Annotated in this window: 10 protein-coding genes and 2 pseudogenes; 5 read left to right on the top strand and 7 right to left on the bottom strand. The window is 59.6% G+C overall.

All coding sequences use genetic code 11. The annotated features are described in order from the left end of the window. Nucleotides 1–187 precede the first annotated feature (187 nt). From FS320_RS48375 to FS320_RS27250, 5 genes and pseudogenes are all read right to left on the bottom strand, one after another. Nucleotides 188–514: pseudogene (locus FS320_RS48375) on the bottom strand (ATP-binding cassette domain-containing protein); the annotation flags it as partial. Between the two features lie 393 nt (nucleotides 515–907). Then, the gene (iolG, locus tag FS320_RS27265; RefSeq protein ID WP_152715247.1) at nucleotides 908–1,900 is read right to left on the bottom strand and encodes an inositol 2-dehydrogenase; all 993 of its coding nucleotides are present in this window, start codon (nucleotides 1,898–1,900) and stop codon (nucleotides 908–910) included. A gap of 46 nt (nucleotides 1,901–1,946) precedes the next feature. Continuing rightward, on the bottom strand, nucleotides 1,947–2,936 hold the full coding sequence (locus FS320_RS27260; protein ID WP_152715245.1) for a hydroxyacid dehydrogenase: 990 nt from the start codon (nucleotides 2,934–2,936) through the stop codon (nucleotides 1,947–1,949). Nucleotide 2,937: 1 nt separating this feature from the next. Further along, on the bottom strand, nucleotides 2,938–3,756 hold the full coding sequence (locus FS320_RS27255; RefSeq protein ID WP_152715243.1) for an HpcH/HpaI aldolase family protein: 819 nt from the start codon (nucleotides 3,754–3,756) through the stop codon (nucleotides 2,938–2,940). Between the two features lie 14 nt (nucleotides 3,757–3,770). Next, on the bottom strand, nucleotides 3,771–5,207 hold the full coding sequence (locus FS320_RS27250; RefSeq protein WP_152715241.1) for an NAD-dependent succinate-semialdehyde dehydrogenase: 1,437 nt from the start codon (nucleotides 5,205–5,207) through the stop codon (nucleotides 3,771–3,773). Nucleotides 5,208–5,659: 452 nt separating this feature from the next. Between FS320_RS27250 and FS320_RS27245 the strand changes: the two genes are divergently transcribed. The 4 genes from FS320_RS27245 (at nucleotide 5,660) to FS320_RS27230 (ending at nucleotide 10,332) form a co-directional block, all read left to right on the top strand. Beyond that, a complete protein-coding gene (locus FS320_RS27245; protein WP_152715239.1) occupies nucleotides 5,660–6,607 on the top strand; it encodes a MurR/RpiR family transcriptional regulator in 948 nt (315 codons plus the stop codon). A 116-nt stretch (nucleotides 6,608–6,723) separates the two neighbouring features. Beyond that, the gene (iolD, locus tag FS320_RS27240; protein ID WP_152715237.1) at nucleotides 6,724–8,565 is read left to right on the top strand and encodes a 3D-(3,5/4)-trihydroxycyclohexane-1,2-dione acylhydrolase (decyclizing); all 1,842 of its coding nucleotides are present in this window, start codon (nucleotides 6,724–6,726) and stop codon (nucleotides 8,563–8,565) included. A 46-nt stretch (nucleotides 8,566–8,611) separates the two neighbouring features. Next, a complete protein-coding gene (iolE, locus tag FS320_RS27235) occupies nucleotides 8,612–9,526 on the top strand; it encodes a myo-inosose-2 dehydratase (RefSeq protein ID WP_152715251.1) in 915 nt (304 codons plus the stop codon). Further along, on the top strand, nucleotides 9,523–10,332 hold the full coding sequence (locus tag FS320_RS27230; protein WP_152715235.1) for an SDR family oxidoreductase: 810 nt from the start codon (nucleotides 9,523–9,525) through the stop codon (nucleotides 10,330–10,332). The genes iolE and FS320_RS27230 overlap by 4 nt, the downstream gene beginning before the upstream one ends. Before the next feature lie 367 nt (nucleotides 10,333–10,699). On the opposite strand, the pseudogene FS320_RS27225 reads toward FS320_RS27230, so the two are convergent. Then, nucleotides 10,700–11,817, bottom strand: a pseudogene (locus FS320_RS27225) (Gfo/Idh/MocA family protein). A 393-nt stretch (nucleotides 11,818–12,210) separates the two neighbouring features. After that, nucleotides 12,211–13,380: an MFS transporter gene (locus tag FS320_RS27220; protein ID WP_152715233.1), complete on the bottom strand. Its 1,170-nt coding sequence runs from the start codon at nucleotides 13,378–13,380 to the stop codon at nucleotides 12,211–12,213. A 409-nt stretch (nucleotides 13,381–13,789) separates the two neighbouring features. Here FS320_RS27220 and FS320_RS50300 point away from each other — a divergent pair. Further along, the coding region (locus FS320_RS50300) for a phage integrase N-terminal SAM-like domain-containing protein (protein ID WP_342211962.1) at nucleotides 13,790–14,028 on the top strand (239 nt) is incomplete at its 3' end.

Raw genomic sequence — 14,028 nt, 5'->3', positions numbered from 1 at the left:
TGATGGGCGAAAACCAGTTGCCGAAAGTAATCGCGGGTGTCAGATTCCAGGACGGCACCGAGATCGCAACGACGCCAACACACAACGTCGCCTGATCGGCCCCATCACCCAAAATCCAGCATAGGTCGGACCCAAGTTCCTCCAGCAAGAGAGCCGCTCGTTGCTCCATCGCAGCGTAGTCGAGAGCACGGCGCCGGGTCGGCTCGTAGCCGAGAAAGATGTTCTCGGCGACGGTGAGATGCGGAATGAGGCAAAACTCCTGGTGAACCAGGACGATACCGGATGCTTCCGCATCCACATTGGTCTCAAAGAAGATGTCAGACCCGTCGACGAGCAGATGGCCGGACGAAGGCTGCTCATAGCCCGCAATAATTTTCATGAGTGTTGATTTGCCGGCGCCGTTCTCACCCACCAGCGCTGTCACCTCACCAGGTGATACAGCAAAATCGATCTCTTTCAGGACCTCAACCGGCCCGAAGCCTTTGCGGATGCTGTTTGTGCGCAGCAGCGTCATGCCCTGGCGCTCCACTTGTGCCGGGCTCTGCGCCAATGTGGATAGCGTTCGCCCGATCCGGGACGGGATTGTGGTTGGACACATGGGTTCCGCCTCACCATAAGATCAATGGTTTAGGCTTTAGCCGTAGCCATGTGACGGGCTTCACATGCGAATGGGCCAGTGCTGTGTTTCATCGGCGTTGTCCTCAAGCTGCGCATGCTCAGGATTTGCTCTCGGGATCCCGCATTCGTAATTTATGTTGCTTAATTAGAATACTTGCAATGAAAATTGCGAATGTCAATCACACTCTGGGCGGGGCGTTGGTGAATTGCGCAGTTTTGACGGTATTTTTCGTCACAGGCATTGTGTCGACGAGTGTTGGCTCGGCACCATGGCACCTCACTTGGTGCTTCAAACCCTGACAGATCGACCGCTCAAAGCCGACTCCAAGGCGCAGTCCGCAAGCCGCAGCGCCTGGCGACCATCGAAGGGCGTCACCGGCATAGGCGATCCTGCTTGAACCGCGGCAATAAAAGCATCGAGTTCATAACGGTATGCATCAGCGTAGCGCTCCAAGAAGAAGTTCAGGAGCGGCTCACCGGCTTCCGTTTCATGGCGGGTCCAGCGGCGAACCGTCGTTGGCCGCAAGTTTTCATTCTGCAGCATTCCCGCCGAGCCGAAGATCTCGAAACGCTGATCGTACCCGTATACGGCCTCCCGGCAGCAGTTGATATGGCATTGACGCCCTGATGCCGTCCTCATCTGCACCATGACGGTGTCGAAGTCGTCAACCTCCGTCAGCGCCGGATCCACCAGACGGCTCGCGGTGGCCATCACCTCAGTGGGCTCTTCGCCCAGGAGCCAGCGGGCCATGTCGAAATCATGGATGACCATGTCCCGGAAGATGCCACCCGAATGCTTGAGATACTCGCGCGAGGGTAATCCGGGGTCGCGGCTGGTGATGATGACCTGGCGGACCTCCCCGATGGTACCGGCATCGATCGTCTGGCGAAGTTGCTGCGCACTGGGGTCGAAACGGCGGTTGAAGGCCAACATAACACGGCCGTTCAGGCGTTCGATTTCGTGAAGCGCCGCATCAGCCTTAGCGATATCAAGATCGATCGGCTTTTCACATAGGACGGCTTTTCCCAACCTGACGGCATGGAGCATGAGGCTCACATGGGTATCCGTCGGGGTGCCGATCACAACAGCATCGACGTCATCGCGTTCGATGAGCGGGATCGGATCCTGTGAGGCTTCGCACGAGAGAAGATCCGCAAGAGAGGATGCGGCATCGCCGAACGGATCGGCCACCGCGACCAGCTTCGCGTTTCGGTTCATCGCCACATTGGCTGCGTGGATTTTGCCGATCCGTCCGGCCCCAAGCACTGCAACGCGCAACATCGGTAAGGCTCCAATCAGTATAGCAACCCAGCGGCCACATGATCTGTTATGCTCTCATCAGTTCCTTGGCCGACGGCGACACGCTGCCGGCGTTCACCACGAGCTTTGGATCGAGGCTTCCAGCAAAGAAATCCAGGATGTTCTGAACCGCGGACTCCGACATGCGGATAGCGCTCTCTCGTGTCAGTCCCGCCGAATGGGGGCTGAGAATCACGCGATCATTGCCAAAGAGCCGGTGGTCATGCGGAGGCGGCTCGGCCGTGAACACGTCGAGCCCGGCGCCGGCGAGCCGACCGTTTTCAAGGGCCGTGGCGAGCGCCTCTTCGTCAATGAGTCCTCCGCGGGCGGTGTTTACCACCACAGCGGTGGGCTTCAGCTGGGCAAGCTCTCGAGTGCCAATCAAAGCGCCGCCTGAAGAGAGCGGAATGTGCACGGAGATCACATCGGCCAGCGCAAGCGCTGCATCGATGTCCGGAGCCGGAATGGCGCCGGTATTTCTGATCACGGTCTCATCCACAAAAGGATCGTGGACGAGAATTTCCATGCCGAAAGCCTGAGCGAGCTTGGCGACAGAACGCCCGATCCGGCCGAACCCGAGCAGAAGGAGCGTCTTGCCGGCGAGCTCCGTAGCGTCGAAACGGTTACGGTAGTTCCATTCGGACCGCCGTGTCTTGGCGTCATACGTGAGCGTCCGCTTGGCAAGGGACAGGATGAGCATCATCGTGTGCTCGGCCACGGATCGAGAGTTGACATCGCCAACAATGGCCAGCGGGATCCCGCGCTGGTTCAAGGCTGCAACGTCCACCGCATCGAACCCGACACCGTGGCGTGATACGATCTTCAGATGGAGCGCCGCATTGATCACGGACGCGGGCATGGGCTGGGTCCGGATGAGCACAGCATCCGCATGTTCAACAAGAGGGGCGTAGGACTCGGTCGAGACCTCGTCGACCAGGTCGAACGTCACGCCGGGAGCGGACCGCAGGAGGGCCAGGCCCGCATCGTGGATGCGCCCGGCGACGAGTATATGGGGCATGTCAGTATCCTCCCGTGGCGGTTGCGGCGGGCGACGGCTCTTGGTCGGCGATCAGCTTGCGGGCCGTGGCAACACTGGCCTGAGCCGCGCCTGCCAACAGCCGCACGTCATTTGAGATGGTGACAAGATCGAATCCCCAGCCGATGGCTTTAGCCCCATAGGTCGGGGTACCATTGTGCAGACAGGCGCGAATGCCGGCCTTATGCGCCTTGTGCAGAATGGTCTGAATCACCTCGACGATCTCGGGCTCCTCGCGGTCAAACCCAGTTGGATAGCGCCGTCCCGACAGACCGAGCGTCAGATCGGCGGGCCCGATGTAGACACCGTCGAGGCCGGGCGTCGACACGATGGCGTCGAGATTGGCGACCGCGTCAGCCGCTTCAATCATGGCGAAGCACAACACCTCGGCGTCCGCGTGCTGCCCATAATCCGCGCCGGCCGAAAAATTAGCGCGTGTCGGACCAAAGCTCCGCATGCCATCGGGCGGATAGCGAACGTAAGAGACCAGACGCTCGGCCTCCTCGCGTGTGTTGATCATGGGGCAGATCACGCCATAGGCACCGGCATCCAAAGATTTCATGATGGCCGCCGGATCGAGCCAGGGCACCCGGACGAGCGGAGTGACGGCACTTGCCCGCATCGCCTGAAGCATGGTGGTGGCGACTTCGTAGCCGATGAGCCCGTGTTGAAGATCGATCGTGATCGAGTCGTAACCCTGCGCGGCCATGATCTCCGCCGTGAAGGGACATGCGATGGACAGCCATCCGTTGATGACGGGCTTGCCGGCGCTCCATTGCGCGCGAATTCCGTTGGGTAGCATGATGCCTCGCCGCGTTAGACCGCAACCTGGGATAATTTGACGTTTAGAAAATCGAGAATTCCTTCCGTTCCCCCTTCCCGTCCCATCCCGCTCAACTTGATGCCACCGAAGGGGGCTTCCGCGGCGGCAAGGGCGAAACTATTCACGCCCACCATTCCGGATTCGATTCGTGACACCGCCTCACGGATGCGAGTTGGATCTCTGGTGAACACGTAAGCTGACAGCCCGAAGTCACCCGCGTTCGCGCGCTGGAACACCTCTTCGTTGTCAGAGAAGGGGGTGATCGCCGCGATGGGACCGAAGTTCTCCTCCGCAAGCGCAATGGCGTCATCAGGGAGTCCGGATATTACTGTCGGTTCGAAGAAGAAGCCCTTATTCTGACCCTGCGGCCGTCCGCCTCCGGCTTCAATGCGTCCACCACGCTTGTTTGCGTCCGCCACAACCGCCTCAATGGCATCAACACGACGTTGGTTGATCAGTGGTCCCATCTGGGTGGTTTCATCGAGGCCATGTCCAAGCTTGAGGGACCCTGCCCTCTTGGCGAATCCAGAGACGAACGCGTCATGGAGCGACTCGTGAACATAGAAGCGATCGGGCGCGACGCAGACCTGTCCCGCATTGGCGAATTTGGTGGGAACTGCCAGATCAAGCACCGTGTCGACGTGGGCGTCGTCGAATACGATCATTGGAGCATTGCCACCGAGTTCCATGCTGACCCGCTTCATTGTCGCCGCAGCATCCCGGATCATCTGCTGCCCGACGGCCGTGGACCCCGTAAGCGTAATCTTACGCACCACGGGCGATGCCATAAGACGCGTATAGGTCGTCGCCGTTGGTCCGATAACGAGGTTTACCACTCCCGGGGGCACACCCGCTTGCCTCAGGCAGTCGACCATAATCATCGCGGCCCCAGGAACCTCGCTTGAAGGGCGGATGATCACGGAACACCCGGCCGCCAAGGCGGGAGCGACCTTGCGTGCGATCAGAACGGCGGGGAAATTCCAAGCCGTGAATGCAGCGACAACGCCAACGGGCTCGTGTAGCACCTCAACGCGCCCGCCCGGCGCCCGGCTTTCAACGATGCGACCATAGATCCGACGCGCCTCTTCCGCGTACCAGCGGAACTGATCGACGGACAGGGCCCATTCCCGCTTGGCCTGAGCGAGGGGTTTGCCCGCCTCGAGGGTGATTTGGCGTGCCGCCTCTTCTGTTCGCTCATGCATCCGGTCGGCCGCAGCGTGCAAGAAATCCGCCCGTGTCCAGGCCGAAGTTGCCCGCCAGCGCTTCAGCGCCTTGTCGGCAGCCCCAATGGCGTCATCCACATCAGCCTCGGCAGCGGTGGGGACCTCCCCGAGGGTTTCCCCGGTGGCCGGATCCACGATGTCGAGGGCGCCCTGCCCGCCGCGAGCACGCCAGTCGCCGTCGATGAACAGGCCAAACCTTTCATACATCAGACGCGATCCCTTGCTTGGCTATGATGTTTGCTGCAACAATCGTTGCACGTATGAGGAGGCTATTGCTGGCTTGAGCGTGCCAACGACAGGGCCAGGGGCTCATCGGATCTGGCCAAGGTGCGAAGAACCGCCATGTCGGTGTCGGGCTTGGGCAGCTGGGCAGCTGGGCACTGCTGATTCAGCAAGATCCTCTCTCTGTCATCGTTGTGCACAGCGCTTGTACCAGCGCCTTTCGCAAGAAATATTGCATATTGATAACTTGTGCAATAAAAATTGTATGTCAAGCGGACAAAGTCTAGACATTGACGGCTGCGCCTGAGCAGGTGAGGACACGCTGCAAGTGGCATTCGGGCAAGAACTGCCCGGCATCCCGACCGCAAGTGAGGCCTGTCAGCAGGAAGGATCGAGAACCAGTGGCGCTACAGACACGAAAGAAAGGCGGAGCCAAAATGCCAGGAAAGGACAACCGGCGGACAGACCCGACCCCGAAGAACTATGAGGGGATCGTCAATCTGATTGCCCAGGAGTACCCGAACCTGTCCCAGGGGTTTCAGCAGATTGCGCGGTTCTTCACCCAAAACCCGAACGTCATTGCCCTTGAGTCGATCAATGCCATTGCGGCGCAATGCGGCACTCACCCCTCGAGTCTCGTTCGCTTCGCCCAGAACTTCGGCTATTCAGGTTTCAAGGAACTTCAGGCGGTGTTCCAGACCCGCCTGGCGACCGCTGCTCCAGGCTTTCGGGAGCGCCTGAGCGCTCTTGAGAGCGAGCTGTCCCGCAATGAGGAGCGCGGCAACCTCGGCTATTTGCGGCAACTGGTTGTGCGTGACATTGCGGCTCTCCAAGACCTTCTCGAAGGGGTCGCCGAGGAGGATCTGGCGACCACAGCGCGGCTGTTGGCGAAGGCTGAAACCATCTATATCGCCGGTCAACTCCGGTCAGAACCGATTGCATCGTTCCTACGGTATGTTCTGACGATGTTGCGTCGGCGGGTTGTGCTTCTTGATCCAGCCGGCGGTCTGGCGCAGGAAATGGCTGCAACGATATCTGATCACGATGTGCTCGTTGCAATCGCTTTCCGCCACTATGCAAAGGAAGTTGTGGCGATTGCCGACGTGGCGGTCGGTAGTGGAACTCCGATCGTGGCTATTACCGACAGTCAGTTGTCGCCCCTCGCCAAGGACGCCCGGGTTTTGTTCACGGTTCCCGAAGACGAGTACACGTTCTCACGGTCTCTGGCTGCCCCCATGTGTCTCGTACAGTGCATTGCGGTGGCAACGGCCGCCCTCCTCCAGCCCAGCCGGGATGAGGCCCCTCGTATCCCTACCGTCACTGAGATTGCACGTGACCGAACGACGGAGCCCAGGCGCCGCGGCAAGGCTCCAGTGAAGACGTAGACCTCCGACAAAACAATTTTCGCAATTTATCTTGCGAAAATTGGAAACACGCAATAATCTTTTCCAAAACCGGATACGCTGCACCAACAGCGCTTTTTGATTTGGGAGGAGATTGCATGTCGACCGTTCGCTGCACCATGGCCCAGGCTTTGGTTCGTTACCTGTGCAACCAGTTCACCATCGTCGATGGCGAGCAGGTCCCACTGTTTCCCGGTGTCTTTGCAATCTTCGGACATGGCAACGTTACCTGTCTTTCTGAGGCTTTGGAAGCAGTCCAGGATACCCTGCCGACTTGGCGCGGGCAGAACGAGCAATCGATGGCGCTCGCCGCAATCGGCTTCGCAAAGGCCAAGCGGCGGCGTCAGATCATGGTAGCCGCTACCTCGATCGGCCCAGGTGCCCTCAACATGGTAACCGCCGCCGGCGTGGCCCATACGAACCGGCTCCCGGTCCTGCTTCTTGCCGGCGACACCTTCGTCAACCGCCGCCCCGATCCCGTCATGCAGCAGGTTGAGCATTTCGGCGATCCGACGATCAACGTCAATGATGCGTTCAAGGCCGTCACGCGGTATTGGGATCGGATTGTTCATCCCGAGCAACTGATCTCGTCCTTACCTCAAGCTGTCGCGACACTGCTTGATCCGGCGGATTGCGGGCCGGCGTTCATCGGGCTGCCGCAGGACGTGCAGGAGATTGCCTGGGATTATCCAACTGCGTTCTTTGAGCCGACCATCCACACAGTCTCACGCCCGCGGGCGGACCGCGACAAGCTCATCGAGGCCGTCCGTCTGCTCAAGTCGGCCAAGCGCCCCTTGATCATTTCCGGCGGCGGGGTGCGCTATTCCGGTGCCGAGGACGTTCTCGGACGTTTCGCCGAAGAGCATGGCATTCCACTGGCGGAGACGATTGCCGGCAAGGGCGCTGTCACGCACGAGCACCCCGCTCATGTTGGGCCAATGGGCATTGTCGGTTCCACGTCGGCGAACGCCTTGGCTGCGGAGGCTGACGTGATTCTCGCTGTGGGAACGCGCCTCATGGATTTTACCACGGGGTCCTGGACCTGCTTCTCGCCCGACGCCCGCTTCATTTCCATCAACGCGGCCCGCTATGATGCGACCAAACACCGTGCTCTTGCGGTGGTTGCGGACGCACGGGAAACGATCGAGGAACTTGCGGAAGCCGTGCAAGGCTGGAAGGCTGATACGGCCTGGACCGAGCGGGGCCGCGTCGAGTTCGCAAAATGGAACTCAATGCTCGACGGCTTCCAGCGTCCGACAAATGATCCCATTCCGACCTACGCCCAGGTTGTCGGCATCGTTAATTCCAAGGCAGGCGAGCGGGATCTCCTCATCGCCGCGGCGGGCGGACTTCCCGGCGAGGTGATGAAGAACTGGCGCGTCAAGGAGCCCAACACCTTCGACTGTGAGTTTGGCTTCTCGTGTATGGGATACGAGATAGCCGCCGGATGGGGCGCCGCCATGGCGGATCCAACCCGTACGCCTATCGTCATGATCGGTGACGGCACCTACATGATGATGAACTCTGATATCTATTCCTCAGTCTTGGCTGGCCACAAGATGATTATCATCGTGTGTGACAATGGCGGCTACGCGGTCATCAACCGCTTGCAGAATGCCAAAGGCGGCGCCTCGTTTAATAACCTGATCCGAGATTGTCGCGTGAAGGAGCCCTTCTCGGTCGACTTCGCAAAGCACGCGGAAGCGATGGGAGCGTTGACCCGACACGTCGAGAGTTTGGCGGATCTCGGCCAAGCTTTGGATTGGGCTAAAACGACCGACAGGACGACCGTCATCACCATTGTCTCAGATGCCTTCACCTGGACCCCTGGAGACGCGTGGTGGGATGTCGGTGTGCCGCAGGTCAGCGGACGAGACGAAGTAGTCGAGGCATCCAAGGCACAATTGGACGGTCGCAAACGCCAGCGTGTCGGCGTCTGACCTTGCATCGGGGCCAAGATTTGACGGCAGCTTCCCGGAGACAATGATGAGAGCCAAGTTGGGAATTGCGCCCATTGCGTGGTCCAATGATGACCTGCCGGAGCTGGGTGGGGACACAAGCCTACAGACCTGTTTGAGGGAAAGCCGGGAGGCTGGCTTCTCAGGTGTGGAGACCGGGGGCAAATTCCCGAAATCCGAAGCCGAGTTGCGTCCTGAGCTCGAGACATTTGGTCTTGAACTCGCATCCGGCTGGTACTCCGGCACTGTTCTGGATGCGCCCGACGATCTCGCCGAAGAGAAAGACAAAGTGGCATCACAGCTTGAGCTGTTTCGTTCTCTTGGCGCCGCCTGCCTGGCCTACGGTGAGACGGCTGGAACGATCCAAAACAAACGTGATGCACCCTTGGCCACTCGGCGCCGGCTCTCTGAAGACGAGATCAAAGTCTATGGACGACGTTTGACGCGCTTTGCCGAGCATTGCGCCGATGCCGGCGTGCCGCTGGGCTTCCACCACCATATGGCAACGGCCGTTGAGACGGAGCAGGACCTTGATCTGCTGATGAAGCACACCGGTGAGGCCGTGAGATTGCTGTTCGACGCAGGACACATGCGCTTTGCTGGCGGCGACGTACTCCGCGTGGTCGAGAAGCATGGAAGCCGGATCATTCATGTTCACACAAAGGACGTTCGCGGACCTGTCATCGAGAGCCTCGACCGAAGCCGTCAGTCCTTCTTGGACGCGGTGCTTGAGGGGGCCTTTACTGTTCCAGGTAATGGGACGATCGACTTCACGGCTGTGATCCAGCGCCTCGCCGATGTGGGCTATGAAGGCTGGTTCGTCGTCGAAGCGGAGCAGGATCCTGTTAAAGCCCCGCCCGCTGAGTACGCCAGGATCGGCTATCGCGCCCTGACCGCGGCACTTACCAAAGCCGGTTACCGCATCGACGGAGTATCAGCATGACACAGATGAAGGGGAAGATCGCTGTTGTAACTGGCGGAACGCAAGGACTTGGAGCCTCCATTGCTGAACTGTTCGCGAAACGCGGGGCATCGGGCATCGTCATCTGCGGCCGGTCGCGAGAGAAGGGAGAAGCGAAGGCGCACGCCATTCAGGAAGAAACCGATGCCCGCGTCGTGTTCGTGCCCGCTGATTTGAGCAGGGTTGATGATTGCCAGGCGGTCATCGCCAAAGCGGAGGCCGAGTTCGGACGCGTTGACGCACTTGTCAATGCTGCGGCTAGCACGGACCGCGGCACGATCATTGATACGTCACCGGATCTCTTCGACACCATGTTTGCGGTCAACGTCCGAGCTCCCTTCTTTCTGATGCAGGACACAATCAAAATCATGCGTCGGAATCACGTTGAGGGTACGATCGTGAATATCTGCTCGATGTCGGCAAAGGCCGGGCAGCCCTTCATCGCGGCGTACTGCTCCTCTAAAGGGGCACTTGCGACCCTCACCGAGAACACAGCCTATGCCCTTCTCATGAACCGCATCCGCGTCAATGCCCTCAACATTGGCTGGATGGCCAGCGAGGGCGAGGATCGCACTCAGAAGCAGTATCACGGCGCCAATCCGAACTGGCTTGCCGAGGCAGCCGCGCAACAGCCCTTTGGACGCCTGATCGACCCAAAGGAGGTGGCTCGTGCCGTGGCGTTTCTGTCAAGCGACGAGTCAGGCCTGATGACCGGATCCGTGATCAACTACGATCAATCGATTTGGGGGGCATATGATGCGGCCCCGAGACCCGCCGCCCCTCTGTGACAATCCTGTGGTCCTCCCGCCTGCCCTGCCGGAATTCTCCCATCTGGCAGGGCCCTTTTTTGCTTGGAGTATCGGTTCGGCGGGACTGAACTCACGAGTCGGTAGCGCGGTTGCAGGAACCTCATGTGTCGTTGGGTCGTCCTCGAAGCGCTATGGACATCTTACGGGTGAAGGCTCGGAACTACAACCGATGGGAATGATGCTAAGGCGCTTTGCTCTCCCCGGTGACGGGATCTGCAAACTCGGATGAAGCTATCGCTGCGCATTTCCATTCGCCTGACAGAGTGTTCAAAGGCTCGGAGAATACAGGTGGACAGTCCAGTGCCGCCGTCAGATGCGCCAGACCTTATCGTCCACGTTTATGGCTCTAGGACACAGTTTTCCATTGGCGCTCACGCGATGACTTAACTGCCGTGTCGACGATTTTCTGAATCTCATAAGCTTCACGGAAGTCAGGTCCACGATGTTCACCGCCATCGATGGCTGTCAGAAAATCCGCAACTTCGATTGTCTTCAGATCATTGAAGCCGAGCTGGTGGCCGGGCGCGACGCAGAAGAGGCCGTAAGGATGATGTTGAGGACCGGCTTCGATCTTCAGGAAGCCCTCATGACGACGGTCTCGGCCGACTTGGTAGAAGTGCAGCTCATTTAAGCGTTCTTGATTGAAAACCAGTGTACCCTTTGTACCATTAATTTCGAAGCCGAGCTGCATCTTTCGGCCAGTCGCGACCCAATTCGCTTCAATCGTCCCACGGCAGCCTCGCGCAAAGCGGACCGTCAGGCGGGCAATATCGTCGACCTCGACCGTGCGTCACTCGCTGGCTCCGGGAGCAATGGGTCGGCTCTTAATAACGGTTTCGAGATCGGCAATGACCTCGTCAATGGGACCAAGGAGAAAACGTGCCATGCAGATAATGTGACTGCCGATATCAGCAATGGCGCCTGCCCCCCCGTTGGATCAACACGCCAACTGTAAGGCTCATCCGGATTGGCCATATAGTCTTCGGCATGGATGCCGCGGAAGCCGGTGATTTCTCCGAGTTCACCGCTCGTGATCATTTCACGGGCGAGGCCAAGCAGAGGATTTTTGATGTAGTTGTAGCCAACCTGGGTGACAACACCGGCTGCTTCGGCAGCCTCCATCATGTCACGGGCCTCCGCCGTGGACGGGGCAAGCGGCTTTTCACAATGAATGTGCTTTCCAGCAGCGATTGCGGCCAAGGCCATCTCACGATGAAAAATGTTGGGTGTTGTGATTGATACGATGCCAATTGCCGGATCAGCGACAAGATCCTGCCAATTGTCTGTATAGCGCGGGAAGCCGAGCTGAGTGGCCGCACGTTCAGCAGCGGCCCCGTTGACATCCGCGACGATCTGGAGTTCAGGCCTCGTCCCCGGAAAGATGCCTGACACGGCCCGGTAGGCAAAGGCATGCGCCTTGCCCATGAAGCCGGTTCCAATGACTCCGATGCCAATCTGGCGCATTGACTTCCTCTCCCTTCAGCCTGGATTTCACGGCCGCACGCACAAAGAATCCCAATAGAGTCAGGATAGAGGGAGGTCGCCAAAGTGGCTCATTGTGAAAGCGACAATGCCGCATGTGGCACCCGTCACCTGGGCCCCAATCAGTCCCCTTTTGTCACCAGTTTGCGACACACCTTCCTTAAGGGAGGCTTTACAATGATAATTGCAGAACGTCAATAACCGCACAATTTATTGCATTATCTCGTTTGCGGGTTGAATGACGCCCCCTGGGAATTGACTCGCTCAAGCGAGGATGAGGAGAGACATCACAAGCTTAATTGCGATCACTCTCGTGGTCGTTCTGTTCAGCACGAGCAATTTGCTCAGACGGCACTGCGATCCTAACATATGATTTCATGTCGAAGGAATGGACATGCGCTGGCCGAGCACGAGGGCAGCGCCCCCGGCAATGAGAAGCAGTGGGACCAGCGCGAAGGCGCCTCTGATGCCAGCTTGGTCAGCGAGCCCTCCGAGCATCAGCGGCGCTGCGATGAGAGCGACGCCTGTCGCCAAGGAGGAACGCGCCGTCGCCAAACCCGTAGCCGAGCCGGCCCGGCCAATCGCAAGGGCCAGACTGACTGGGAAGAGGTTGGCCACACCGAGCCCGGTGACCAGGAGCCCAGCCACAGCCGCTCCAGCATGCGTCGCCGACCAGAACAGAAGGAACCCGCAGAACGCGATTGCAAGTGATGGCAGCACCACCTGTTCATCGCTGAGCCGAGTCAGCGCGAATGCGCCAACCACCCGGCCGGCAATGATGCCAACGGGAAAGGCCATGACCGCGACTGCGGCCCTATCGCGCGATAATCCGAACACGCTCTCCAGATAACTCGGGCTCCATACCACAAGGCAGAATTCGGTCGCGACGCTGAGCGTGATCAACAACCAGAACGCCCAAAAAGCCTTCGGCAACCGGCTTCGGTCCACGGACGCCGCGGCCGGGCCGACCGGGAACGGGACTGCCCAGACTGCCCAGACCGTGATGATGAGCATGGCCCAGGCGGGGACGAAAATGGTCCGCCAAGTCGCCATGCTGACGACGCCCCACACCGCGAGTGGGGCGGCGAGCGCGCCGAGGTAGGACAGGATGTTGGCCTCAGTGAAAGCCATGCTGCGCGCCTCACCGTGTCGTTCGGCCAGAACAGCCGGCACCACAATCAGTATCAGCGTGCCTACGAGCCCCATCATGGCAGAACCGCCGATGCTTACGGCGGCCGATGGCGCACGGGCGATCAGCAGGATCCCGATGCTAATTCCTCCGAGAGCTAACTGGGCTGCTCGCCTGCGGCCGAACCGCTCAACCGCCGATTCGCCCAAGAGGCCGGATAAGATCACGCCCGCCGCAAACGCGCTGGTATGGAGTGCTCCGGCCACGTAACTCAGGTTCAGTTCGGCTCGCAGAGGCGGGAGCAGCGGCCCGATCAGCGCCAGGAAGAACGTGTAGACTGTGAGCAGCCCATAGGCGGCCCAGGTGGTCTTGTCGCGAACGATGAAACGACCGTATGTGACGGTTTTGGTGCGCATGGGTGGATCCTGCCACGTAGCCGGGCGAACTTCACCCTAGAATCGAACCCGAGGACCCTACCGGCGTCGCTCCACTGCGAACGCAACTCGGCGATTGCTTCAAACATCACGACGCCGTGGTAAAAATTGCACAGTGACATGTCGAGTTAGCTTCAGTGGACTCGGCCCGGGGCGGCCCTTCGAGCGTTTCGAACACGACCCATCGCGGCATTCGCATCGTCCGGTCTTAGGGCAGCAATGGGTCTGAATGTAGTGTTGAGCGGACTAAATGAAGGTCCGCTCACGCTGCTAAAGCGGAAATCCAGATAAGGTCCGCCTGGTGCCATGGAACGAACCCGCTCGCGCGGGAGGACACTGCGGCTGGGGCGGCGCCATGACTTGGGGGCGGTAACCCGCTGAAGGGCACACAATGACAGGACTGGGTCCTGTCTTGAGGATCGAGGGGTTTGGTCCCTCCACCTCACGACAGGAGCCCTCGATGACCGAGACAGCCATCAGCCCGCTGCGCCAGCGCATGATCGACGACATGACGGTGCGCCATTTCGTCGAGAAGACCCGCACCGATTACATCCGCCAGGTCAGACGCTTCGCGGCCTTCCTCGGCCGCTCGCCGGAGACCGCCTCGCCCGAGGATATGCGGCAGTTCCA

The organism is Microvirga tunisiensis (assembly GCF_009296175.1).
Taxonomy (GTDB): domain Bacteria; phylum Pseudomonadota; class Alphaproteobacteria; order Rhizobiales; family Beijerinckiaceae; genus Microvirga; species Microvirga tunisiensis.
This window is presented reverse-complemented; position numbering and strand designations above follow the sequence as displayed.

Excerpts from the sequence above, each read along its gene's own strand:
- iolG (WP_152715247.1), bottom strand. The coding sequence starts at position 1,900 with ATGTTGCGCGTTGCAGTGCTTGGGGCCGGACGGATCGGCAAAATCCAC.
- FS320_RS27260 (WP_152715245.1), bottom strand. The coding sequence starts at position 2,936 with ATGCCCCATATACTCGTCGCCGGGCGCATCCACGATGCGGGCCTGGCC.
- FS320_RS27255 (WP_152715243.1), bottom strand. The coding sequence starts at position 3,756 with ATGCTACCCAACGGAATTCGCGCGCAATGGAGCGCCGGCAAGCCCGTC.
- FS320_RS27250 (WP_152715241.1), bottom strand. The coding sequence starts at position 5,207 with ATGTATGAAAGGTTTGGCCTGTTCATCGACGGCGACTGGCGTGCTCGC.
- FS320_RS27245 (WP_152715239.1), top strand. The coding sequence starts at position 5,660 with ATGCCAGGAAAGGACAACCGGCGGACAGACCCGACCCCGAAGAACTAT.
- iolD (WP_152715237.1), top strand. The coding sequence starts at position 6,724 with ATGTCGACCGTTCGCTGCACCATGGCCCAGGCTTTGGTTCGTTACCTG.
- iolE (WP_152715251.1), top strand. The coding sequence starts at position 8,612 with ATGAGAGCCAAGTTGGGAATTGCGCCCATTGCGTGGTCCAATGATGAC.
- FS320_RS27230 (WP_152715235.1), top strand. The coding sequence starts at position 9,523 with ATGACACAGATGAAGGGGAAGATCGCTGTTGTAACTGGCGGAACGCAA.
- FS320_RS27220 (WP_152715233.1), bottom strand. The coding sequence starts at position 13,380 with ATGCGCACCAAAACCGTCACATACGGTCGTTTCATCGTTCGCGACAAG.